This window comes from Azospirillum sp. OGB3, from assembly GCF_014192915.1.
GTDB lineage: Bacteria > Pseudomonadota > Alphaproteobacteria > Azospirillales > Azospirillaceae > Azospirillum.
The window spans coordinates 76,942-99,876 of sequence record NZ_JACHYN010000019.1 but is presented as its reverse complement, the minus strand read 5'-3'; the positions used below and the strand labels follow the sequence as shown (position 1 = coordinate 99,876).

Annotated in this window: 20 protein-coding genes, 5 tRNA genes and 1 pseudogene; 6 read left to right on the top strand and 20 right to left on the bottom strand. The window is 70.2% G+C overall.

Annotation, left to right across the window (positions count from 1 at the left end; all coding sequences use genetic code 11):
- The 3 genes and pseudogenes from eno to FHW79_RS27430 all read left to right on the top strand — a co-directional run.
- Positions 1-136, top strand: a pseudogene (gene eno, locus FHW79_RS27440) (phosphopyruvate hydratase); the annotation flags it as partial.
- Between the two features lie 210 nt (positions 137-346).
- Entirely contained in the window at positions 347-1,819 is a 1,473-nt protein-coding gene (locus tag FHW79_RS27435) for a bifunctional enoyl-CoA hydratase/phosphate acetyltransferase (protein WP_183181838.1), read from the top strand.
- A gap of 10 nt (positions 1,820-1,829) precedes the next feature.
- Positions 1,830-3,047 (top strand): acetate/propionate family kinase, encoded by a 1,218-nt coding sequence (locus FHW79_RS27430; RefSeq protein ID WP_183181837.1) that lies wholly within the window; start codon positions 1,830-1,832, stop codon positions 3,045-3,047.
- A gap of 9 nt (positions 3,048-3,056) precedes the next feature.
- Here FHW79_RS27430 and FHW79_RS27425 read toward each other — a convergent pair whose 3' ends face one another.
- The 7 genes from FHW79_RS27425 to gap all read right to left on the bottom strand — a co-directional run bounded on the left by FHW79_RS27425 (position 3,057) and on the right by gap (position 9,551).
- Positions 3,057-3,824, bottom strand: a complete 768-nt coding sequence (locus FHW79_RS27425; protein WP_348984289.1) for an alpha/beta fold hydrolase — start codon at positions 3,822-3,824, stop codon at positions 3,057-3,059.
- A 352-nt stretch (positions 3,825-4,176) separates the two neighbouring features.
- Positions 4,177-4,941 (bottom strand): 2-dehydro-3-deoxy-D-gluconate 5-dehydrogenase KduD, encoded by a 765-nt coding sequence (gene kduD / locus FHW79_RS27420; RefSeq protein ID WP_183181835.1) that lies wholly within the window; start codon positions 4,939-4,941, stop codon positions 4,177-4,179.
- Between the two features lie 31 nt (positions 4,942-4,972).
- Positions 4,973-5,809: a 5-dehydro-4-deoxy-D-glucuronate isomerase gene (kduI, locus tag FHW79_RS27415; protein WP_183181834.1), complete on the bottom strand. Its 837-nt coding sequence runs from the start codon at positions 5,807-5,809 to the stop codon at positions 4,973-4,975.
- A 57-nt stretch (positions 5,810-5,866) separates the two neighbouring features.
- Positions 5,867-6,619 carry a GntR family transcriptional regulator gene (locus tag FHW79_RS27410; RefSeq protein ID WP_174444172.1) on the bottom strand — a complete coding sequence of 251 codons (753 nt, stop codon included), beginning with the start codon at positions 6,617-6,619 and terminating at the stop codon, positions 5,867-5,869.
- Between the two features lie 132 nt (positions 6,620-6,751).
- Positions 6,752-7,774, bottom strand: a complete 1,023-nt coding sequence (kdgT, locus tag FHW79_RS27405; RefSeq protein ID WP_183181833.1) for a 2-keto-3-deoxygluconate transporter — start codon at positions 7,772-7,774, stop codon at positions 6,752-6,754.
- Between the two features lie 195 nt (positions 7,775-7,969).
- Entirely contained in the window at positions 7,970-8,341 is a 372-nt protein-coding gene (locus FHW79_RS27400) for a hypothetical protein (protein WP_183181832.1), read from the bottom strand.
- A gap of 202 nt (positions 8,342-8,543) precedes the next feature.
- Positions 8,544-9,551: a type I glyceraldehyde-3-phosphate dehydrogenase gene (gap, locus tag FHW79_RS27395; RefSeq protein ID WP_183181831.1), complete on the bottom strand. Its 1,008-nt coding sequence runs from the start codon at positions 9,549-9,551 to the stop codon at positions 8,544-8,546.
- A gap of 268 nt (positions 9,552-9,819) precedes the next feature.
- On the opposite strand from gap, the gene FHW79_RS27390 reads away from it, so the two are divergent.
- From FHW79_RS27390 to FHW79_RS27380, 3 genes are all read left to right on the top strand, one after another.
- A complete protein-coding gene (locus tag FHW79_RS27390; RefSeq protein WP_183181830.1) occupies positions 9,820-12,162 on the top strand; it encodes a mechanosensitive ion channel domain-containing protein in 2,343 nt (780 codons plus the stop codon).
- Between the two features lie 359 nt (positions 12,163-12,521).
- Positions 12,522-12,608 (top strand) — tRNA-Leu (locus tag FHW79_RS27385).
- Between the two features lie 30 nt (positions 12,609-12,638).
- Positions 12,639-12,714: transfer RNA gene (locus FHW79_RS27380), tRNA-Ala, on the top strand.
- Between the two features lie 456 nt (positions 12,715-13,170).
- On the opposite strand, the gene FHW79_RS27375 is transcribed toward FHW79_RS27380, so the two are convergent.
- The 13 genes from FHW79_RS27375 to FHW79_RS27315 all read right to left on the bottom strand — a co-directional run bounded on the left by FHW79_RS27375 (position 13,171) and on the right by FHW79_RS27315 (position 22,932).
- A tRNA-Gly gene (locus FHW79_RS27375) sits at positions 13,171-13,245 on the bottom strand.
- Positions 13,246-13,249: 4 nt separating this feature from the next.
- Positions 13,250-13,326 (bottom strand) — tRNA-Asp (locus FHW79_RS27370).
- A 4-nt stretch (positions 13,327-13,330) separates the two neighbouring features.
- Positions 13,331-13,406: transfer RNA gene (locus FHW79_RS27365), tRNA-Asn, on the bottom strand.
- 88 nt (positions 13,407-13,494) lie between these two features.
- A complete protein-coding gene (locus tag FHW79_RS27360; protein WP_183181829.1) occupies positions 13,495-13,869 on the bottom strand; it encodes a response regulator in 375 nt (124 codons plus the stop codon).
- Positions 13,870-14,008: 139 nt separating this feature from the next.
- On the bottom strand, positions 14,009-15,466 hold the full coding sequence (locus tag FHW79_RS27355) for a TadE/TadG family type IV pilus assembly protein (RefSeq protein ID WP_183181828.1): 1,458 nt from the start codon (positions 15,464-15,466) through the stop codon (positions 14,009-14,011).
- Positions 15,463-16,062, bottom strand: a complete 600-nt coding sequence (locus FHW79_RS27350) for a TadE/TadG family type IV pilus assembly protein (protein ID WP_183181827.1) — start codon at positions 16,060-16,062, stop codon at positions 15,463-15,465. The genes FHW79_RS27355 and FHW79_RS27350 overlap by 4 nt, the downstream gene beginning before the upstream one ends.
- A gap of 5 nt (positions 16,063-16,067) precedes the next feature.
- Positions 16,068-16,643 carry a TadE family protein gene (locus tag FHW79_RS27345; protein ID WP_183181826.1) on the bottom strand — a complete coding sequence of 192 codons (576 nt, stop codon included), beginning with the start codon at positions 16,641-16,643 and terminating at the stop codon, positions 16,068-16,070.
- Between the two features lie 9 nt (positions 16,644-16,652).
- Positions 16,653-17,363, bottom strand: coding sequence for a tetratricopeptide repeat protein (locus FHW79_RS27340; protein WP_348984288.1), 711 nt, complete (start codon positions 17,361-17,363; stop codon positions 16,653-16,655).
- Between the two features lie 275 nt (positions 17,364-17,638).
- Positions 17,639-18,661, bottom strand: coding sequence for a type II secretion system F family protein (locus tag FHW79_RS27335; protein WP_183181824.1), 1,023 nt, complete (start codon positions 18,659-18,661; stop codon positions 17,639-17,641).
- Positions 18,658-19,623: a type II secretion system F family protein gene (locus FHW79_RS27330; RefSeq protein ID WP_183181823.1), complete on the bottom strand. Its 966-nt coding sequence runs from the start codon at positions 19,621-19,623 to the stop codon at positions 18,658-18,660. Before FHW79_RS27330 ends, FHW79_RS27335 begins: the two co-directional genes overlap by 4 nt.
- A gap of 17 nt (positions 19,624-19,640) precedes the next feature.
- Positions 19,641-21,047 (bottom strand): CpaF family protein, encoded by a 1,407-nt coding sequence (locus FHW79_RS27325; protein ID WP_183181822.1) that lies wholly within the window; start codon positions 21,045-21,047, stop codon positions 19,641-19,643.
- Positions 21,044-22,255 (bottom strand): AAA family ATPase, encoded by a 1,212-nt coding sequence (locus FHW79_RS27320; protein ID WP_183181821.1) that lies wholly within the window; start codon positions 22,253-22,255, stop codon positions 21,044-21,046. Before FHW79_RS27320 ends, FHW79_RS27325 begins: the two co-directional genes overlap by 4 nt.
- Positions 22,252-22,932 (bottom strand): CpaD family pilus assembly lipoprotein, encoded by a 681-nt coding sequence (locus FHW79_RS27315; protein ID WP_247884629.1) that lies wholly within the window; start codon positions 22,930-22,932, stop codon positions 22,252-22,254. Before FHW79_RS27315 ends, FHW79_RS27320 begins: the two co-directional genes overlap by 4 nt.
- Between the last annotated feature and the right edge of the window lie 3 nt (positions 22,933-22,935).

The window sequence follows — 22,935 nt, the reverse complement described above, 5'->3', positions numbered from 1 at the left end:
CACCAACTGCGGCCAGATCAAGACCGGCTCGCTGTCGCGCTCCGACCGTCTGGCCAAGTACAACCAGCTCATCCGCATCGAGGAGATGCTCGGCAGCGCCGCCCGCTTCGCCGGCCGCGGCATCCTCAAGGCGTAACGGCTCCGCGGAAGGCGGCTGCGGCAAAGTGTCCGGTGATGCCGGATTTGCTGCGCCGCACCGCCTTTTCCGCTAATATATCAGTACACAAAAGACGCTCACAGAAGAAGACGGCAAGACGCGCCTCTCCTTTCAGCAAGGCGCGCGCCGGGAGGGATCGGCTGAAACGGGCAGCACCATGCCTTTTTCTCTTATCCGGAGTGTTCTGCAATGACTGCCAATGGTGAACCCAGCGGCGACCTCACGTCGATGCCGACCGAGGCGGCCCCGATCGAGAACGTCACCTTCGACGAGATCGTGATCGGGCAGTCCGCCAGCATCGCGCGGCAACTGACCGTGATGGACGTCGAGCTGTTCGCCACCGTCTCCGGCAACATCGATCCGGTTCATCTGGACGCGAAATTCGCCGCCGACAGCCGCTTTCAAAAGGTGATTGGCCACGGCATGTGGTCCGGCGCGCTGATCTCCGGCGTGCTGGGGACCCGGCTGCCCGGCGCCGGCACCGTCTACGCTGGCCAGGACCTGCGCTTCCGCCGCCCGGTCGGGCTGGGTGACGTGATCACCGCCACCGTCACCGTGCGCGAGAAGCAGGCCGACAAGAACATCGTCGTCTTCGACTGCCTGTGCACCAACCAGGACGGCGAGGTCGTGGTGACCGGTACCGCGGAAGTCGTCGCGCCGACCCGCAAGGTCCGCCGCACGGCCCACGCGCTGCCGCAGATCCAGATGATCCGCCACGACAAGCACGACGCGCTGCTGCGCAAGTGCGACGAGTTGGAGCCGGTCGCCACGGCGGTCGCCCATCCCTGCGACGAAAGCTCGCTGAAGGGCGCGGTGGAGGCGGCGGAAGCCGGCCTGATCGATCCCATCCTGATCGGTCCGGCGGCGAAGATCCGCGCGCTGGCCGCCGCCCATGGGCTGGACATCGCCCGCTACCGTCTGGTCGATGTGGAGCACAGCCACGCCGCTGCCGCTGCCGCCGTCGCGCTGGCCCGCAACGGCGAGGCCGAGGCGGTGATGAAGGGCAGCCTGCACACCGACGAGCTGATGGCCGAGGTCGTCCGCAAGGAGACCGGCCTGCGCACCAGCCGCCGCATCAGCCACGTCTTCGTGATGAACGTGCCGACCTACCCGCGGGCGCTTCTCATCACCGACGCGGCGATCAACATCTACCCGACGCTGGAGGACAAGGTCCACATCGTCCAGAACGCCATCGACCTCGCCAAGGTCCTGGGCGTCGAGACGCCGCGCGTCGCCATCCTGTCGGCGGTGGAAACCCTCAACCCGAAGATCGCCACCACGCTGGAGGCCGCGGCGCTGTGCAAGATGGCCGACCGCGGCCAGATCACAGGCGGCATCCTCGACGGTCCGCTGGCCTTCGACAACGCCATCAGCGCCGAGGCCGCGCGCATCAAGGGCATCAAGTCCCCCGTCTCCGGCCAAGCCGACATCCTGCTGGTCCCCGATCTGGAAGCTGGCAACATGCTGGCCAAGCAGCTCTCCTTCCTCGCCAACGCCGACGCGGCGGGCATCGTTCTGGGCGCGCGTGTTCCGGTCATCCTGACCAGCCGCGCCGACAACGTCCGCACCCGCCTCGCCTCCTGCGCCGTGGCGGCGCTGGTGGCCGCCGCGCGCCGTCCCGCCCTCGCGCTCAACGCCGCTGCCCCCCTGGCTGCGGAGTGAGGATCACACCATGTCGCACCGTGACGCCTGTCTCGTCATCAACGCGGGCTCCTCCAGCCTGAAATTCTCCGTCTTCTGCGGCGCCGGAAAGAGCGATCTGGAGGCGGTCCTGACCGGCCAGATCTCCGGCATCGGCACCGCCCCGCGCTTCGAGGCCAAGGACGCGGCCCGCCACGTCCTGGCCGACGGCATCCTGGACGAGGTCGGCCCCGGCGACCGCGCCGGATTGCTCGGCTTCCTGCTGACCTGGATGCGGCACGAGCTGCGGGACGTGCGGCTGGTCGCCGCCGGCCACCGGGTCGTGCATGGCGGCACCCGCTTCGACGCGCCGGTCCGGCTGACCCCGGCGGTGCTGGCGGAGCTGGAGGCCCTGGTGCCGCTGGCCCCGCTGCACCAGCCGCACAACATCGCGGCGATGACCGCGCTGGCCGAGGTCTATCCGGAGCTGCCGCAGGTCGCCTGCTTCGACACCGCCTTCCACAGCACGCGGCCCTGGCAGGCCCAGATGTTCGCCCTGCCGCGCGAGCTGACCGACGAGGGCGTGCGCCGCTACGGCTTCCACGGCCTGTCCTACGAGTACATCGCCCAGCGCCTGCCGCAGATCGCGCCGGAGCTGGCCGAGGCCCGCGTCGTCGTCTGCCACTTGGGCAGCGGGTCCAGCCTGTGCGGCATGCGCGCGGGCCGCAGCGTCGACACCACCATGGGCTTCACCGCGCTGGACGGCCTGCCGATGGGCACGCGTCCCGGCGTCCTCGATCCCGGCGTGCTGATCTATCTGATGCGCGAGAAGGGCATGGGACCCGACGAGCTGGAGCGGCTGCTCTACCACAAGTCCGGGTTGCTCGGCGTGTCCGGCGTTTCCAACGACATGCGCGCCCTGCTGGACTGCGAGAACCCGCAGGCGGCGGAGGCGGTGGAGCTGTTCTGCTTCCAGGTCGCCAAGCAGGCGGCGGGGTTGGCAGCCTCCATGGGCGGGCTGGACGCGGTGGTCTTCACCGCCGGCGTCGGCGAGAACTCCGCCCCGGTGCGGGCGCGGGTGGCGGAGAAGCTGGGCTGGCTCGGCGTTCACCTCGACGGGGCGGCGAATCGCGCGCGGGCCACGCGCATCTCGGCCGCCGACAGCCGCGTCCCGGTCTTCGTCATCCCCACCGACGAGGAGCGGATGATCGCCAGCCACACGCTGGGCATCCTGGCGCACAGCGCGGTGCTGTCGCCCCTGGCGGCCTGAGCGGACGCCTCAAAGCCCGTTCAGGAAGCTCCGGATCGCGTCGACGACGAGCGTTTCCTGTTCGCGGTGCGGCACATGGCCGGTGTCGGGGAGCAGCCTTGCGGCTCCCCGCCCGGCCGCGATGCGTTCGGGGTGGGCACTGGAACCGTACTCGTCGCGGTCGCCGTGCAGGGCCAGAACCGGGCAGCGCACCGCCGCCAGGGCACGGTCGAGGGTCCAGCCGGCGAAAGCGGGCGACAGCCACGTCTCCGTCCAGGCGTCCAGGACCCAGCGGGCCTTGTCGCCGTGATAGCGCGCCAGACGCGCGACGTTGGCGGGGTCCTGGAAGTCGCGCTTGGCGTCGCGGATGCCGGCGAGGGTCCTCTCTTCCACGAAGGCCTGTGCGGCGATGGTGACGAGGGCGCGGCACCGCTCCGGAAAGCGCGCCGCCGTTTCGACCGCCATGCCGCCCCCGACGCTGTGTCCGCAGGCGACGAACTCGGTCACGTCCAGCCGGTCGCACAGCGGCGGGATGCTGTCCCGCGCCTCCGCGGCGACGAAATCCAGGGCGAGCTGCCCCGGATGGGCGTCCGAACGCCCGAAGCCGAGCCGGTCGTAAGCGATGACGCGGCGGTTCGTCGCGGTGGCCAACCGTTGCGGGAAATTACGCCACACATCCACGCTGCCAAGGGAGTCGTGGAAGAGGATGATCGGCACGGCGCCAGCGGTGTCCGAACTCCAGCTTTTTGCGAAGAGGGTGCCCTCCGCGGTCCGGATCGTCCAGTCAGCTTCGGTCACGGGGGCTTCGTTCGGCGTCGGCATGGCGGGGTCGCTTTGGTCCGGGTGGCATCCGTTATGCCGTGAAGTGCCGAGCAACGCCCGTGGAAACGTATTGGCGTTACCTTTGCCCTCTCCCTAACCCTCCCCCTCTTCGAGGTGGAGGGGACTGCCGCCGCTTCGCAAGAGGCACCCTCTCCCGCGAAGCTCTCGCGCAAACCAAAGGTTTGCGCTGACGCGGCAGGCGGACCTTTGGTCCGCCGAGAGCGGGGGAGGGCCGGGGTGGGGGCAAGGCTGCCCCCGAACCATCACAAAAAAAACCGGGCGCCATCGCTGGCGCCCGGCTTTCGTCACTCAAACGGAACCCTCCGCCTCAGCGGGCGAGCCAGCCGCCGTCGACCGGCAGGATCGTGCCGTGGATGTAGTCCGACGCGTCGGAGGCCAGGAACACCGCCGGGCCGCCCATATCGGCGGGGACGCTCCAGCGGCCCGCCGGGATACGGCCCAGGATCTCCGCGCTGCGCTGCTCGTCGGCGCGGATCGCCGCCGTGTTGTTGGTGGCGACGTAGCCCGGTGCGATGGCGTTCACGTTGATGCCCTTGCCCGCCCATTCGTTGGCGAGCAGGCGGGTGATGCCGGCGACGCCGCTCTTGGAGGCGGTGTAGGAGGGCACCCGGATGCCACCCTGGAAGGACAGCATGGAGGCGATGTTGATGATCTTGCCCTTGCGGCCCTGGCCGATGGCGTAGCGGCCGAAGGCCTGGCAGAGGAAGAAGACCGTCTTGATGTTGATGTTCATCACGAGGTCCCAGTCGGCCTCGGTGAAATCGACGGCGTCGGCGCGGCGGATCATCCCGGCGTTGTTGACGAGGATGTCCAGCCCGCCGAGGGTGCCCACCGCCTCTTCCACCAGACCCTGCACCGGGGCGATGCTGGTCAGGTCGGCCTTCATGGCGTGGAAGCGGCGGCCCTCGGCCTCGATGAGAGCCTTGGTCTCATCCAGGGGAATGACGTCCACCGCGGCGATGTCGGCGCCGGCCTGGGCCAGCGCCAGGGCGATGCCCTGGCCGATGCCGGTGTGGGCGCCGGTCACCAGGGCGACCTTGCCGGTGAGATCGAAAGGATGTGCCTGAGCCATTGTCTTGCTCCTTATTCTTGGCGTCCGGGGATCAGCGCAGGTCTTCCATGGGGATGAAGTCCATGTCGGTGAAGTCCTGGTTGTCGCCGGCCATGGCCCAGATGAAGGTGTAGTTGCGGGTGCCGACGCCGGAGTGGATCGACCAGCTCGGCGAGATCACCGCCTGCTCGTTGGCGACGACGACGTGGCGCGTCTCGGACGGCTCGCCCATGAAGTGGAAGACGCGGGCCGGCTCCGGCAGGTCGAAGTAGAAATAGACCTCGCAGCGCCGGTCGTGCGTGTGGCACGGCATCGTGTTCCACATGTTGTTCGGCTTCAGCACGGTCATGCCGAGCACGAGCTGCGCGGTGCGGCAGACGTCCGGATGGATCATCTGGTAGATGGTGCGCTCGTTCGACTGGGCCGGATCGCCCATGTGAACGGCCTTGGCCTGCGCGATGGAGATCTTCATCGTCTCGAAGCGGGCGTGGGCCGGGGCGCTGTTCAGGTAGAACTTCGCCGGGTTGGCCGGGTCCAGGCTCTCGAAACGGACGTCCAGGCTGCCCATGGTGATGTAGAGGCAGTCGCGCGGGGCCAGCTCGAACACCGCGCCGTCCACCGTGATGCGGCCCGGGCCGCCGACGTTGACGGCGCCAAGCTCGCGCCGGTCGAGGAAGTTGGCCGAGCCGATGGCCTTTGCCGATTCCAGCTTCAGCGGACCGGACACCGGCATGGCGCCGCCGACCACGAAGCGGTCGATGTGGCTGTAGGTGAGGACGATGTCGTCCGCCTCGAAGATGGACGGGACGAGGAAATGGTCGCGCAGCTTGGTGGTGTCGTAGCTGCGGACGTCATCCTGGTGTGACGCGTGGCGGACGGTGATCTTCATGGCGGTATCCTCGTGTGTGTTTTTCGGGGCCGGTGGCGGCCAATTCAGGGGGCCAAATCAGGGACCAGTGAAGAAGAACGGGTTCGCCCCCTGGGCCTGGGGGATCGAGGTCAGCAGGCCGTCGAGGTGGACGGCCATGCGGTCGGCGGCCAGCGCCGGGTCGGCGTCGGCGATGGCGTCCACGATCGCCGCATGCTCGGCCAGCACGTTGGTCAGGCGCCCCGGCTCCGGCAGGGTCAGGCGGCGGTAGCGGTCCACCTGCACCTTCACCTGCTGCGCCATGCTCCACAGGCCGGGATAGCCGGCGATCTCGGCGATCAGGGCGTGGAACCGCTCGTCGGCCTCGTGGAAGGCGTTGAGGTCGCCGTCCTCCACCGTCTCCTGCTGGAGCAGCAGGTTGGCGCGCAGGCCGGCGATCTGGCTGCCGGTGGCGCGCTGCGCCGCGTAGCGGACGGCGGTGCCCTCCAGCGAGGTGCGGATGACGATGGCCTCGGGCAGGGCGTTCACCGGGATGCGGGCGACGAAGGTGCCGACCTGCGGGAAGATCTCGATCAGCCCCTCGTCGGCCAGCCGCTGAAGCGCCTCGCGCACCGGCGTGCGGCTGACGCCGAAGGCTTCGGCGATGTGCTTCTCGACGATGGGCTCGCCCGGATTGCGGCGCATTTCCACGATCTCGGCGCGCAGCGACCGGTGGATCGCCGCCATGGTGGAGGCGCCCCGCGCCGGCCCGCGGGAGGGCTTCACCGCGCTCCGCTGGGGGGCGGGACGGTCGTTGCTGGCGTCTGGTGTCGGGGTGGTCGGCATGTCCATGGCTGCACCTGTTGCGCCGGCTCGGCCGGTCCTAAGGGAGCATATTAGTATATCAGTGCCGGGGTGCAAGCCGGAAATCACGGGGTTCGCAATCTCCGGCTCTTGCCCGGGGTGCCCCTTGGCGGGGCGCCGTCATTCGGCGGGCGCGGGCTGGACCGGAAGGGCCTGCGCTTCGGCGTTCTGTTGGGTAGCGAGGTAGCGCGGGGAGAGGACGCCGAACCGGCGGGCCCACCAAGCGGTCAGGATCGGGGTGAGGAGCGAGGTGACGACGACGCTGGTGGCGACCAGGGCGGTGGCGGCCGGGGCGCTCGGCGCGAAGCTCGGCTCGATGGAGGCGATGATCGGCGGGACCGTGACGGCGGCGCCGGCGGTGGAGGCGGCGCCGATGCCGGCGGTGCCGTTGCCCTTGGCGAGCAGGATGTCGGCGACGACCAGCGTGAAGCCGGTGACGGCGATGACCGAGAGGCCGAGGACGATGCCGAGCAGGCCGGTGTTCAGGATGACCGCGAAGTTCAGGTTGTTGCCGAGCGCGAAGGCGAAGAAGGGCACCATCACCGGCACGGCCTGACCGAAGAACTTGCGGAAGTCCTGGTCGAGGTTGCCGAGCGCGAAGCCGATCAGGAAGGGCAGCAGGGCGCCGACCATGGTCTGCCAGGGGAAGGCGGCCAGTCCGGCCAGACCCAGCGTTGCCATCGTCATGAAGGGGCCGGATTCCAGGCACATCAGGCAGAAGGCGCCGGATTCCTCCTTGGTGCCGTACTGCTGCATCAGCGCCATGTACATGCCGCCGTTGGTGTCGTTCATGGCGGCGATGATCGCCAGCACCGACAGGCCGGTGAAGAAACCCGAACTGACGCCCTCGTGCGGGATGAACCAGGAGGCGATAATGCCCATGGTGGCGGCGGTGAGGATCTTCACGGAGACGAGCACGCCGCTCTTGCGCAGGACCAGCGGGGTGGCCTTCAGGCTGATGCTGGCGCCGATGCAGAAGAACCAGACGGAGAGGATCGGCAGGGTGCCGGTGATCAGGCCGTTGGTGAAGGACCCGAAGAACTTGCCGGTGTTCGGCGCGAAGGTGTTCAGGCAGGCGCCAAGGAACAGGGGCAGGATCATCATGCCGCCGGGAATGCGGTCGATCCGGGATTTGATGTTCATAGTCGGTACTCCTGGGGCGGTCCGACTGGGCCGTCGATGGAAAGTCCGGGGTGGTGGCTGCCGGTTGCGGCGCAGGGAGGGGGAGCGTGCCGCGCATCCCCAGCGGGGGCGGCGCCGGTCCGGTGGCCATGGGGCCTGTCCAAGGATCGCGCCGTCGATGGAGTGGATACTAGTATATCAGCGCTGCGAGGCAAGTCAGGAGAACTGCGTATCCCATCGGATGACACTCTGTCGCACGTCCTGGGGTGGTGGCTCGGCGCTGCCGCTCGCGTGCGTCGGGGCGACCGTTCCCGTGTCGGAAAGCGCAAGCGTGGCAACGGCTTGCAGCGCCTCGTGGACGCGGTGGTAGGCGGCCTCGATGCGCTGGATGGCCTCCTCGGCGGCGGCCAGCCGGGCGGTTTCGCGGAAGAGGGCGAGGGCGGTGCGGCCGAAATCCTCGAAGCGCGCGTGCAAGCCGTGGTCGTCGAGGGCGAAGACCGATGTGGTCAGGAAGGCCCGCCGCAGGGCGTCGGCGTCGCGCTCCAGGGCGGCGATGCGCGCGGTCGGCGGGTCGGAGGTCCGGGGCATGCCGCGGCTCCTTCAAAGGGTGTTTTCAAAAGGCGGGGTTTGAAAACTGGTATTTTAGTTTTTGAGGGGACGGGAGGCGTATTGCCCCCACCCGGGCCCTCCCCCCCGCTAACGCAGGGGAGGGCGATTTCTGCGAAGCGGCGGCAGTCCCCTCCCCTGCGAAGCGGGGGAGGGCTGGGGTGGGGGCGATGCGGCTCCGCCCTTACTTGGCGTTGGCCATGGCGACGGCGGTGTCGCTCATGCGGTTGGAGAAGCCCCACTCGTTGTCGTACCAGGTCATGATGCGGACGAAGGTGCCGTCGATGACCTTGGTCTCGTTCAGCGCGAAGATCGAGCTGTGCGGGTCGTGGTTGAAGTCGGTGGAGACGAGATCCTCGGTGTAGGCGCCCAGGATGCCCTTGAGCGGGCCGTTGGCGGCCTCGCTGATCGCCTTGGTGATCTCCTCCACCGTGGTGGCGCGCTTGGCGGTGAACTTGAAGTCGACGACCGAGACGTTGGGCGTCGGCACGCGCATGGCGGTGCCGTCCAGCTTGCCCTTCAGCTCGGGCAGCACCTTGCCCACCGCCTTGGCGGCGCCGGTCGAGGTCGGGATCATGTTCAGCGCCGCGGCGCGGGCGCGGTGCAGGTCCTTGTGGTTGGTGTCGACGATGCGCTGATCCCCCGTGTAGGAGTGGATCGTCGTCATGAAGCCCTTCTCGATGCCGATCAGCTTGTTCAGCACGAAGGCCACCGGGGCCAGGCAGTTCGTCGTGCACGACGCGTTCGAGACGATGCGGTGATCGGCCTTGAGCTGGTCGTGGTTGACGCCGTAGACCACCGTGATGTCCTCGTCGGTGGCCGGGGCGGAGATCAGCACCTTCTCCGCACCCGCTTCCAGGTGCTTGGCGGCGTCGGCGCGCTTGGTGAAGATGCCCGAGCATTCCATGGCGATCTGGATGCCCAGATCCTTCCACGGCAGCTTGGCCGGATCACGCTCCTGCACGACCTTGATCGAGTGGCCGTTGACGATCAGGGCGCCGTCCTTGACCTCCACGGTGCCGGGGAAACGGCCGTGGACGCTGTCGTACTTCAGCAGGTGGGCGTTGGCCTTGAGGTCGGCCAGGTCGTTAATCGCCACGACCTCCACGTCGTTGCGGCCGCTCTCGTAGATGGCCCGCAGAACCAGACGGCCGATGCGGCCAAAACCGTTGATTGCTACCTTCACGGACATGCTGTTCTCCACTTGGTTCGCGCGGCCCCGGCGGGAATCAGGGGCGGCCCGCCGTGCGACGGCGCGGGAGCATTTGGTGCTCGGTATTTGTATACTAGTATATTAGATGGGCGCGCAAGGGAACCGGCCGATGGGGCCGATCCGCTGGACAAAATGTCGCGTTTTGCTGCGCTGCGGGACAAAACGGGCTGTTTTGCGGTTGCCCATGGGGGGTCAGTCCCCAGATCAAGCCAATCGATTTCGTCGTGAACACAGCTGCCAGAGGACGATGACTTCCGACAAACATGCCCCCCGGCGTGCCCCCCGGATTTCCCCCGCCCGCTGCCGCGCCCCGCGTGGTGTCCTTGCCCTTCTCCTGCTGATCGTCATGCTGGGAAGCGTCGCCGCCCCGGCTTCGGCGCAGATCCCGATGCCCGCGCAGACGGCGCCCGCCGCCGCGGCTCCCAGCCCGGAGGAGATCGCGCGCCTGCGCCAGACGCTGGAGGACCCGGAGCGGCGAGCCACCCTGATCGGCCAGCTTCGCGCGCTGGAACAGGTGGAGACCGCCGCCGAATCCGACGAGCCGGAAGGCATCGGCACCCGCCTGCTCTCCCTCCTGTCGGAGCGGCTGGATGGGCTGGGGCGTGAGGCCGCCCTGGCCGGCGACGTGCTGCTGAACGCGCCGCAGGGGCTGCGCTGGCTGGAGCGGCAGGCCGCCGACCCGGCGCAGCGCGCGGCCTGGGGCTGGCTGGCCGCCGGGCTTGCTCTGGTGGTCGTGGTCGGGCAGGCGGCCCGGCTGGTCGCCATCCGCACGCTGCGGCGCCCGCGCGAGATGCTGGCGGCGCGGCCCGTCCATTCGGCCATCGCCAAGGTGCCGCTGCTCCTGGTGCGGGCCTTGTTCGATCTGGCTCCCATCGTCGCCTTCGCCGCCGCCGGCTTCGGCGTGCTGGCGCTGTTCGACCCGCCGCCGCTGGTGCGGGTTCTCGGCGTGACCTTCCTGAACGCCAGCATCTTCGTCCAGCTCGTCCTGCTGGTCGTGCGAGCGCTGCTGGCTCCGGGCTCGCCCAACCTGCGGCTGCTGCCGATGAGCGACGAGTCGGCCATGCGCCTGCTGCGCTGGTGCCGGGCCATCGCCATCACGACGCTGTACGGCATGTTCCTGGCCGAAGCGGCCCGGCGGCTCGGCCTTCCGGCGCAAAGCCACAGCGCGCTGGTGACCCTGGTCGGGCTTGCCGTCGCGGTCATGCTGGCCGTGCTGGTGCTGCAAAGCCGTGAGGCGGTGGCGGGGTGGCTGCGCGGCGAGATCGCCGCGGCCCAGCCCCTGTCGGAAGCGGTGGCGGAGGGTCCCCCAGGACGGCGGACAGCCGGGGCGGGGCGGATGCTGCGCGCCGCCGGACGCCGCGTGGCCGACGTCTGGCACGCCGTCGCCATCCTCTATATCATCGTCCTGTTCGGCATCTGGGCGCTGGAGATCCGCGGCGGGCTCCTGTTCGTGGTGCGCGCGACGGCGGTGACCCTGGTGGTGGCCGGGGTCGCGCGGCTGGCCGGACGGCTGATCGTCCGGGCGTCGGCGGCGCTGGTCGAGCGGATGAACCGCCGGCATGGCCATGCCGCCTGGGCGGCGGGGCGGGTGCGCCGCTACGTCGTGCCCACCGCCCGGCTGTTGCAGGGCATGGTGGCCCTGGCGGCCGGTCTGGTGGTGCTCGAGGCCTGGGGCCTGGATGTCTGGGGCTGGCTGCAGACCGCCATCGGCCTGCGCATCGTGGCGTCGGGCCTGTCGCTTCTCCTGGTCGGCGCCATGGCGCTCGCCGTATGGGAGGTGACGAACGCGCTGATCGAACGCCATCTGGCGACGACGGACCGCAACGGGCGCGCCATCCAGCGCAGCGCCCGCGTGCGAACGCTCCTGCCGCTGCTGCGCAGCGCGCTGCTGGTGGTGATCCTTACCCTGGTCACCCTCATCACCCTGTCGGAGCTGGGGCTGAACATCGGGCCGCTGCTGGCCGGCGCCGGCGTGGTCGGCCTCGCGGTCGGCTTCGGCGCGCAGACCCTGGTCAAGGACGTCATCACCGGCCTGTTCATCCTGTTCGAGGACACGATCTCGGTCGGTGACGTGGTGAATGTCGGTGGCAAGGGCGGTTTGGTGGAAGGGATGAACATCCGGACCATCCGCCTGCGCGATTTCGACGGAACGGTCCACACCATCCCCTTCAGCGCGGTCACCAGCGTGTCGAACATGACGAAGGACTTCAGCTTCTACGTGTTCGACGTCGCCATCCCCTATCACGAGGACGCCGACCGGGTGGTGTCCGTGCTGCACGAGATCGGGGAGGGGCTGCGCAAGGACCCGCGCTTCGCCCCCCTGATCCTGGCGCCGCTGGAGGTGCTGGGGGTCGATTCCTTCCGGGAGTCCGCGGCGGTCATCAAGGCGCGCATCAAGACCCTGCCCATCCAGCAGTGGACCGTCGGGCGCGAGTTCAACGGGCGCATGAAGGCCCGCTTCATCGAGCTCGGGATCGACTTCCCGCTGCCGCAGCGGACGCTGCACATCGCGCGCGGCGCCATGGAGGCGCTCACCGGAGCCAACACCGACGGAGCGGAGCGCCTGCGCCGCGCCGGGGCGGCCGAATAGGGTGGCATCGGCCATGCGCGGCGCGGCGTTGCCGGGGGCGGCTGATTTGACCTGATGCTCGATCAGGGACCGCCCGCGTCCGCCCTGATTCGCCGCCGCCCCTCCGCCACCCCTCCGCCGGGTCCGGACCGCCTGACGCCTGGAACCAAGCTTTCCGACGCGCTTCACCGGTTCGAGACGGCGGGACGGGCTGCCGGTGTCCGGGGACGATCGGCGGCGGTGGCTAGCGAAACGGCCGCGCCGGAGCCCCGCAAAAAAGTGACGGCCCGATGTCGATTTCGCTTGAGCCCCGTCATCGGCACGGCTATATCAGCGCTCCCGCGTCACCCCAAGAGACGCGGGGTACAAGAGTAGACGACGCGCTTGTGGCGGAATTGGTAGACGCGCTAGGTTCAGGTCCTAGTGGCTGAAAGGCCGTGGGGGTTCGAGTCCCTCCAAGCGCACCAACACTTCTTGTGTTGGTCTGAGGTTATAGTGGGGCCATAGCTCAGCTGGGAGAGCGCTACAATGGCATTGTAGAGGTCAGGAGTTCGATCCTCCTTGGCTCCACCATCATGAAGCCAGCAACCTTGACGGGTTGCTGGCTTTTCCCGTTTTCCGCCCTCATGTTTCCGGGGCGATGGCGATGAGGTTTCTGCGAGCACCGTGGACGATCGGCGGGTCCGAGAGGCTGGCCAGTCCGGAGGCGCTCCCTCACTAGCGACCTGTGGCTCCCATGTGTCGGTGCCCAGGCGCGGCGGCATCATTCGATGAGCGCGGCCATCGTCGTTCGCATCGTCGTCCGGCTGCCGGGCGAAGCGCTGCAACGGCGGAGGCGGTCTCAAAGCCAAGCGTGGGCCAAGCGTGGGCCAAGCGTAGAGGGATCGGGGAATGGGCCACGCCATGCCTCGTGCCTGAGGAGCCGGATTGCTCGGTCGGAGCGCCGTCAGCCCAAAAACGACGCCTGAAACGACGAGAGGCCGCTTGTTGGACAAGCGGCCCCTGAAAGACACTGTCGTGCCCCGAAACTGGAGCGGGCGAAGGGATTCGAACCCTCGACCCCAACCTTGGCAAGGTTGTGCTCTACCCCTGAGCTACGCCCGCAATGTGGCGCGAGTGACGGGACTTGAACCCGCGGCCTCCGGCGTGACAGGCCGGCGCTCTAACCAACTGAGCTACACCCGCAATATGGCTCCGGATGCTGGACTCGAACCAGCGACACGCGGATTAACAGTCCGCTGCTCTACCGACTGAGCTAATCCGGAACGGAGGCCGGCTTATACGGGTCCCGGCGGCGCAGCGCAAGCAGGAACTTCACCGGACGGCGTTTTTTTCCGCTGCCCGGTGACCCGATCAGGCGACCCCGAGCAGGCTCTGCACCGCCCGGACGATGCTGTCCTCGGAGAAGGGCTTATGGACGACGGAAAGCTGGCCCGGCTCCTCCTTGGGCAGGTTGTCGCTGTAGCCGGTGGTGACCAGGATGGGCAGCTCGGGGCGCTGCTCCTGCATGCGGGCGATCAGGCTGGTGCCGTCGAAATGCGGCATGCGCAGGTCGGTGATCAGGATGTCGGCGGGATCGTTCTGGTCGATCTTGAAGGCATCGAACCCGTTGCGCCCGATGGTCACGCGGAAGCCGCGCTCCTCCAGGGTCTCGGCAATGGTGACCGCGACGACCGGGTCGTCCTCGGCGACGATCACATGGAAGGTCTGGGGGAAGGTCTGGGACATGACGGGCGGGCCTCTTGTCTGCACGGTCCCGATTCCTGTAGCCCATCGGGCGGCGGTGGACCAATGCGCAATAGGTCATAAACCGCTGTCTCCGCCATACCGCCCCTGGCCATGCTGCCGGCCGTTCAGCACCGGCCTTTCAGCGAATGATCCGCAGGTTGCTGAGCTGGCCGGCGATGGTGCGGAACACCGCCTGCAGGTCCGCCGGCGTCGGGCTGTCGAAATAGTGGTTCGGGCCGGGCGAGGCGCAGCTTTGGTAGAGGTTGCGGGTGGCGGTGCTGGCGCTGTCGCCGACGGTGATGGTGAACAGGGTGATCCCCGCCGCCTTCATGTTGCTGCACAGCGTCAGCATGCGGTTGTCGATCGCCGTGGTCACCTGGGCGGTGTTGGTGGTGCCCAGCAGCCCGTCGCTGAGGCGCTGGTAGCTGGTGTAGTCGCCCTGCGGCTTGTACTTGTACCATTCGTTGTTGCCGTCGGTCAGCAGGACGACCGCCTTGGACATGTCCGGCGTCCCGTAATCGAGCGGCAGCGTGTTCGGCGTCGTGCCGCCCCACAGGCCACGCCATTTCGGCGACAGGGTGAACCAGCCGGCCTGAAGCCCCTGGTTCGCCATGGTGCCGCCGCGGTTCACCGGCTTCAGCCCGGCGATCTTGGACAAGAGGGCCGCCCGGTCGTTGGTCAGCGGCATGACCGGCGGCGGGCAGCCGAGATTCGGCCCGGCCATGTCGTTGGTCTGCCGGTAGGTACCGTCGTCGGTGATGTTGTTCGGGGTCCAGGGGTTGTCGTTGTTGGTCCCGTTGTACTGGTTGTTCGGGTACCAGAAGGGCTTGAAGGGCGCTGAGGCCGGCGGGGTGTCCGTCTGGTCCTGCGGCTGGGTGCGCGCCAGGACGCAGCCGCGCCAGCCCTGGGAGGCCCATTTGGTGGCGTCGTAGCTGCCCGCCGCCAGCCAGCTCGTCCGGGTCTTGCCGATGTTGACCTCCGCCGCGTAGGGGGCGATGGAGACCCACAGGTTCTTCGGCGGCGTGCTGCCCGGTCCGAACAGGATGTTGACGAGGTCGGTGGCGGCGCTGCGCAGCTCCCCGATGCGATTGTTGGTGGCCATGGAGCCGGTGACGTCGAGCACCAGAGCCAGCTCCAGCCCGGCGTTGGCGCGCTGCACCTGGTTGGTGACGGAGATGGTGAGCTGGTTGACCCGCAGGACACGCAGGAAGGTCGTCGGCAGGGTGGCGGTGACGGAGACGCCGACGCGCTGGTTCGTCTGGTCCAGGGTCACCGCCGGGGTGCCGATGGCCGCGCCGAGGAAGCCCGGCGGCAGGTTGGCCGCGACGAACATGGCGATGTCCTTCTGGGCGTCCGCCGAGGAGTTCAGCATCTTGCCGGCGGCCAGCGCCCCGGCGTCGATGGCGGTCTGGAGCCGCGACTGCACCAGGAAGGCCCGGCCGTAATCCACCGCCAGCCCGACCATGCCCAGAAGCGGCACCGCGGCGGCGGCGAACATCAGCGCGGTGGCCCCCCGGCGGTCGCGCCGCACCCCTCCCAGGGAGGCGAGCAGGCGGGAGGCGGGCAGCAAGGTTGCGGGCAGGAAGGCTGTCCTCATGGCCCGGTCTCCAGCGTGGTGAGCGTGCCGAGCCGGGGCTGGTAGACGGCGCTGGCGTAGAGCGTCGTGGAGGTCCCGGCGTTGCCGAGCCATGGTCCGCTCAGCAGATACGGGGTGAAGCGGTAGAACAGCTCGGTGAAGATGGCGTTGTCGCCGGGCTGCTGGGTGAAGCCGGGCGGCAGTTTGGCGACCCCGCCCGCGGCGCCGAGGTGGCTGGCGGCCGAGCCGATGCCGGCCTGCTGCTGCCACATCACCCGCGACCCCTGGCCCATGTTGGCGACCGAGCTGACGATCACCTGCCCGCCGGCCAACAGGTCCAGCGGCTGGGCGACCTCCGTCGCGGCGAGGAACAGCACACCGACCTCGTTCCCTTTCACAACCGTCATGCCGGCGCGCAGCTTGTCGAACTGGGTGGCGATGTCGCTGACGTTGGCGGCGGTGCGGTTCAGGGTCAAAGTGATGCTGACATAGCGCACCACGTCCACCGTGGCGGTGACCAGAACCAGAAGGACCGGCGCCAGCAGCGCCATTTCCAGGGCCGCGACGCCGCCGCGGTCGCGCAGCGGGTTTCGGCGGCATGGATGATGTCCCGTCATCCCGGTCACTCCCCCACCATGAAAGGCTCGTTGCGCACGGCCAGCCGGGCCTCGTGGATCAGCTCCGCCCGGCCCAGCACGGTGGCGCCGAGCCCGGTCAGCACCGGCTGGGTGTAGCGCAGCGCGTAGACTACGACCTGCCCGCTGCCGCCCAGCGCCGCCCCGGTCTGCTTGGCGTCCCAGTTGGTGGAGCCGCAATTCAGGTCGGTCAGCGTGGTGGCGGGCGGAACCCCGCCGTTGATCTGGCCCAGCGTGGTGAAGGAAGCGTAGCTGTGGCTGCGCACCGACAGGCGGCTCTGGTCGAGCACCCGGCTGGTCAACCGGCGCACCGTGTCGCAGACCTGGGCGCGGCGGTCGGTAAAGCCGCTTGCCAGTTCCCCGGTGAAGCCGCTGCGGGCGGCGGCGCGGGCGGCGTGGTTGAGCAGGCCGTCCACGGTCAGCGAGTAGGACACCTCGGCCAGGGCGATCATCCCCGCGATCAGCGCCGGGGACACGATCGCCAGTTCCAGCGTGGTCAGGCCGCGGCGGTCACGCTGGAGGCGGAGGAAGGGACGGGGGCGGCTGTTGCGGTCGCTGCGCATGGGGCCGCCTCACGGTTTGAAGGCGACGAACTGGCGCGCCGTCTCGTAGAAGGCCAGGTTGGAACGCACGTTGGCGTCGTCGAGGTCGAGCCGGGCCACGCGGGCCGCCGCCTCCAGATCGCCCTTCAGCCCGTAGGCCAGCGCAAGGTTCTGGCGCACGCGGGGGGAATCAACCCCGCCTTGGACGAGGCCCTCCAGGATCGCCACGCCCTCCGCGCTGCCGTTCAGCGCCAGCGACAGGCCGAGGTTGGCCATGGCCGCCGCGTTGTTCGGCTCGGCCTTCAGGACATGGCGGTATTCGCCCTGGGCCTCCGTATGCCGCCCGGCGAGGTCGAGGGCGACGCCGCGGTTCAGACGGGCGCGCAGGTCGTCGTCGTTGCGGCGCAGCAGGGCGTCGAAGCGGTTCAGCGCGTCGGCGGGCCGGTTGGCGCGGACCAGCGCGCGGCCCAGCGCCGTCTGCACCTCCACATTGTCGGGCACCGCGGCGGCCGCCTTCTGGAGCTCGACCACCGCGTCGGCGGCGGACCCGCTCTCCGACAGGGTCTCGCCCAGCCCGAGCAAGGCGCCGACATGGCCCGGCGCCTGATCCAGCACCGCGCGGTAGAAACGCACGGCGGAGCCGGTGTTGCCCGCCTCCTGCGCGGCGCGGGCGAGGCGGAGCTGCACGCGCGCCTTGTCGTCCAGCGTGGCGTTGGCCGTCGGGCCGCTCTTCGACCCCACCGGTCCGCCGCCCGGCGCGGAGGCGCAGGCGCTGACCGACAGCAGCAGGAGGGCAGCGGCCGCGGCGCGGCCCAGACCGGAAAGGCGCTTCTTCGGCCACGATCCCCTCTCCCGCCCCGGGAGAGGGTGGCGCCACAGGCGCCGGGTGAGGGTCGTGCGAGGATCAACGAACCCATCCTCGGCGGTACCCTCACCCTTCCCGCGCGTTGCGCGGGCCCCTTCCCTCTCCCGGGACGGGAGAGGGGATGTCGCATGCGATGACGCTGGAATGGCGATCATGGCTGACCTCCCTTGGTCTGGCTGTGGGGCGGGTTCGAATGGGTTTGGCTGGAATGGGCTTGCTGGCTGGTGCCGGCGCTGTCGAAGCTGCGCGAGACGTCGAGCATGGCGGGGCCGCCGACGACGATGAAGACGCAGGGCAGGATGAAGACCACCATGGGCAGGGTCAGCAGCACCGGCAGGCGGGCCGCCTTTTCCTCGAACCGGGCGAGGCGCTGGGCGCGCATCTCCCCGGCCAGGACGCGCAGCGCCTGGGCCAGCGGCGTGCCGTAGCGCATGGCCTGGATCAGCGTCGTCGCCATGCCGCGCACGCCCTCCATGTCCAGCCGGGCGGCCAGATTGTTGAGCGCGCCGCCGCGGTCGGACAGCACGCGCATCTCCGCCGCGGTGGCTGACAGCTCGGCGCTCAACGCCGGGTAGGCGGTCGCCACCTCACGGGCCACGCGGTCCACCGCCGCTTCCAGGCCGAGGCCAGCCTCGCCGCAGATCACCAAGAGGTCGAGCGCGTCGGGCAGGCCGTTGCGCACCTCCTCCAGCCGGCGGTCGCGCATCCGGCCCAGCGCCAGATCGGGCAGCCGCCAGCCGAGCAGGGCGCCGGCCACCACCTGCGCCGCTGCACCCGGCGCGCCGATCAGCGACGGCAGCAGGTCGCCCGCCGCCGCCGGGACCAGCGCCATTCCGGCGCCGATGCACAGCAGCTTGATGCCGAGCAGGGAATAGAGGTGGCCGGGCTGGTTGTAGCCGGCGGCGATCAGGCTCCGGCGCATCCGCTCGCGGTCGGCGGACCCGATCAGCGGTGTGCGGGCCAGCCAGGCGCCGACCCGGCTCAGCAGGCTCTGGCGCTCCGCCTCCGGCAGGGCGGAGGGCGCGGTCCCGGCGCGCAGCCGCTCCAGCCGGGCCAACAGCCGCTCACGCAGAACGCAGGAGCGCAGCCCGGCCACCCCGGTCAGGATCATCAGCACGCCGAAGCCGAGAAGGACCGGCGGCGGGATCAGGCCGCCCATCACGCCGCCGCTCATGACAGGGTCCTCCGGATGAGGAGCTGCATGGAGCCGACGCCGACCAGCAGCAGCCCGCCGGCCACCGCCAGCATCGTCTGGCCGCTCGGCTCGTCGATCAGCCGCATCGCGTAGTCGGGGTTCAGCATCGCCATGCCGCCGCCGGCCAGGAAGGGCAGGGCGGCCAGCACGGCGGCGGAGCTGCGCGCCTCCGACGTCAGTGCGCGGGTGCGCATCTGCACGCGGCGGCGCTGGCGGATCATGTCGGCCAGATTCTCCAGCGGCTCCGTCAGGTTGCCGCCGGTCTCCCGCTGCAGCAGCAGGGTGACGACGAAGAAGCGGAACTCCGGCAGGCGGACGTTGGCGGCGGCGCGGGACAGCACGGTCTCCAGGTCGATGCCCATGGCCGTCTCGTCGACGATGCGGCGGAACAGCGGGGCGATCGGCTCGGACAGCTCGGTGCCGACCATGCGCAGGCTTTCCGAGACCGGGATGCCGGCGCGGGTGGCGCGCACGACGAGGCTGATCGCGTCGGGAAGCTGGTTCATCAGCGCCTCCAGCGTCTTGCGGCGGCTGGTGGCGAAGACGATGCGCGGGGTGACCAGCAGGGCTGCCGCGGCGGCGGTCGTGGCCCCCGCGTCGCCCATCACCGGCCCGCCCAGCCACCAGCACAGGCCGGCGGCGACCACGGCGGCGAGCAGCGCCCGCCACAGCCGGACGCCCGGCGGCAGATAGACGGTCTGGCGCCGCGCGTAAAAGCGCGACATGCGCCGCTTCACCCGGTCGGCGAAGGTCAGGGACCCGGCGCCGGTGATGTCGGGGCTGCCGTCCTCCACCACCGCCCGCGCCTCGGCCGACAGGGCGGCCAGCCGGCGGCGCAGCGCCGTGTGGCGGCGGAACGCGCGCAGGGTGGAGAGGGCGAACAGCAGCGTCCCGACGCCGAGGAGGAGGGTGGCGAGCTGGAGGGCCTGGATGCGGTCCATCGCGTGTCCCTCCTCCGCTACAGGCCGGTGGTGGCGGCGTTCCAGGCCGCCTCCTGCCCGAAATAGGCCAGCCGCTCGGCGAAGCGCGGGCGCAGGCCGGTGGCGGCGTAGCGCCCCTCCAGGATGCCGTCGCGGTTCTCGCCGCGGAACTCGAAGGTGAAGAGGTCCTGGGTCAGGATCACGTCACCCTCCATGCCGACCAGTTCGGTGACGTGGGTGATGCGGCGCACGCCGTCGCGCATGCGCTGGACCTGGACGATGACGTTGACCGCCCCGGCGATCTGCTGGCGGATGGCCCGGCTGGGCAGGTTCATGCCGGCCATCAGCACCATGTTCTCGACGCGGCTCAGCGCGTCGCGCGGGTTGTTGGCGTGGATGGTCGACATCGACCCGTCATGGCCGGTGTTCATGGCCTGGAGCATGTCGAAGGCCTCCGCCCCGCGCACCTCGCCGATGATGATGCGGTCGGGGCGCATGCGCAGCGCGTTGCGGACGAGGTCGCGCTGCGTCACCTGCCCCTGGCCCTCCAGGTTGGGCGGGCGCGTCTCCAGCCGGACGACGTGGGGCTGCTGGAGCTGGAGTTCGGCCGCGTCCTCGATGGTGATGACGCGCTCGGTCGCCTCGATGGGGCGGGACATGGCGTTGAGCAGGGTCGTCTTGCCCGAGCCGGTGCCGCCGGAGATGATGACGTTCAGCCGGCAGCGCCCGATGATCTCCAGCGCGCGGGCCATCGGCTCGGACATGCTGCGGAACTCCACCAGCTCGCGGAAGCCGATGGTGCGGCGGGCGAATTTGCGGATGGAGATGCAGGCGCCGTCGAGCGCCAGCGGCGGCACCACGATGTTGACGCGGCTGCCGTCGGCCAGCCGGGCGTCGACCATTGGGCTGGATTCGTCCACCCGCCGCCCAACCGCCGAGGCAATGCGCTGCGCGATGTTCAGCAGATGCCCGGCGTCGCGGAAGCGCACCGGCATCTCGACCAGCTTGCCGCGCTGCTCGGCGAAGGTGCGCGACGGACCGTTGACCATGATGTCGGTGATCGCGTCGTCGGCCAGCAGCGGCTCCAGCGGCCCCAGCCCGATCATGTCGTGGACCAGCTCCGTCGCCAGCGTGGCCTGCTCGCGCCCGTTCAGCTGGCTGCGGCTGGTGGTGGCGATGTCGTCGATCAGCCGCTCGACCAGCGGGCGCAGCGTCTCCGCCGGCATGTCGGCGATGGTGGCCGGGTCGATGCGGGCCAGCACCTGCGACCGGATGTCGTTCAGCGAGCGGTTGACCGGGCGTAGCGCGGCCGGCGGCGGCGGGGAGGGGGCCGCCGCCGGTGCTGCAACTGAAGCCGGTGCCGGGGCGGGCTTCGACTCCTCGGCCGGCGGGCTGGCGACCGCAAGGGAGGGGGGTGCCGCCTTGCGGCCGAACAGCGTGCTCATCGCCGCACCCAGCGGCGGAACAAGCCGTCCTGGGCGGCGGGCTGGCCGGCAACGTCGGCGCCCAGCCGCTCCATCGCTTCGCGGAAGCGGCGGCAGTGGCGGAAGGCCGGCTCGCCGACTCCCGCGGCGACGGCCAGCGGCACCGGGCGGTAGGGCAGGGCGTGTTCCGGCGGCTCGCCCAGCGTGCGCATCAGATCCGCCGCCGGAAGCTCGCCGGGGGCGCCGCGCCGGTTCAGGACGGTGACGAGACGCCCGCCGCCGGCCCGCCGCGCGATGGCGGCGCGCAGCCGCACCAGATCGCGCAGCCCCGCGACGCTGGCGTCGCCGACCAGGACCACGATGGACGCCGCCTCCAGCGCGGCGCGGGCGGCCCCGCCCTGGGCGCGGCCGGCGTCCACGACGACGTAGTTGTGGCGGGCCTGCAACCGGTTCAGCACCGACAGGGCGGCGCTCGGCGCGATGTCGATCACGTCCTCCACCGGCTCCTCGGCCGCCAGGACGGAGAGGCGGTCGGTCGCGGCGACCATGGCGCGCTCCATGAACACGTCGTCCACCCGGTCGGGCGCCTCCACCGCCTCGCGCAGCGCCGGCTCGGGGCGCAGGTTGAGGGCCAGCGCCACCGTTCCGTTCTGCAGGTCGAGGTCGACCAGCGCCGTGCGGCCGCGCGCGCCGTCGGCCAGCCAGCAGCCCAGATGCACCGCCACCGTGGTCGTGCCCACGCCGCCGCGCGCGCCGACCACCGCCACCAGCTTGCCCAGCCGGCCCGCCGCCTCGTCCGCCACGGCGCCGGCGCCGGCGGCGCGCAGCGCCCCCTCCAGCAGGTCGCGGGACAGCGGCTTGAACAGGTAGTCGGTGACCCCGATCCGGCGCAGGTCGCGGTAGAGGCCGATGTCGTTGCTGTCGCCGACCGCGATGACCCGGACCGACGGGTCGCAGACCCCGGCCAGCGCCTCCATGGCGGCCAGCGGCTCGGCGACGCCGGACAGATCGACCAGCAGCAGGTCGGGGGAGCGCTGGCGAGCGAGATCGCGGACGGCGCTGCGGATGTCGCCGGTCCGCACTTCGCACGGCAGCAGGGACGGGGCGGTGCGGGTCAGCAGGGCGGCGCTGGCCGCGTCGGCGACGTAGGCGAGCAGGCGGGGACCGGTGCCGCGGGCGGCGTCGGCCGGCGAGGGCGCCTCGCCGAGCAGGGTGGCGAGCAGGCTCATTGGTCCTCCTGGCTTCCGTTCAGGGCGGGGGCCAGCAGGAAGGCGCTGGACGTGTTCCCCTTCACGAAGGGCTTCACCTTGTCGGCGCGGTAGCGCTGGACGGCGCCGGCCATGCGCTGGCCGTCGGCGGGCGCGGTCTCGCGCCCCTGCACCAAGTCTCGCGGGTCGGCCAGCATCAAAGCGAGGTTGCGCTGGTTGCTGCAGCCCAGCGCCGCGGTCGGGCTGTTCTGGTACCAGCCGCTGTAGATGTCGCTCCACGCTTGGCAGTCCGGGGCCAGCGCGACGTAGCTGGTCACCTGGAGTGCCGGGGCGCCGGTCTGGTCGGGGGCGAAGGTGACGTTCTCCACCGGCACGCCGGCCCCGCCCAGCAGGGCGACGGCGGCGGCCTGCGCCGGGGCGGCGAGCAGCGGGCCGGTGACCGTCACGTGGGGGGTGGTGTCGCGGCCGAGACCGGCCACCGTGCGGACCACGCGGGCGCGCTCCTCCGCCGCGATGGCGCCGCTGCGCGGGTCGATGGCGAAGGGGACGGCGGTGCTCAGCGCCTTGACGGCGGGGGTATGGGCGGTGGGCATCGGCGGGGGCGTCTGCGGTACGGCGCAGCCGCCCAGCAGACCCATGAGGAGTGGCAGAAGCAGCATCGGCGTTCGCATGGCTCTGGGCAGCATGGCTCTGGTCATGGC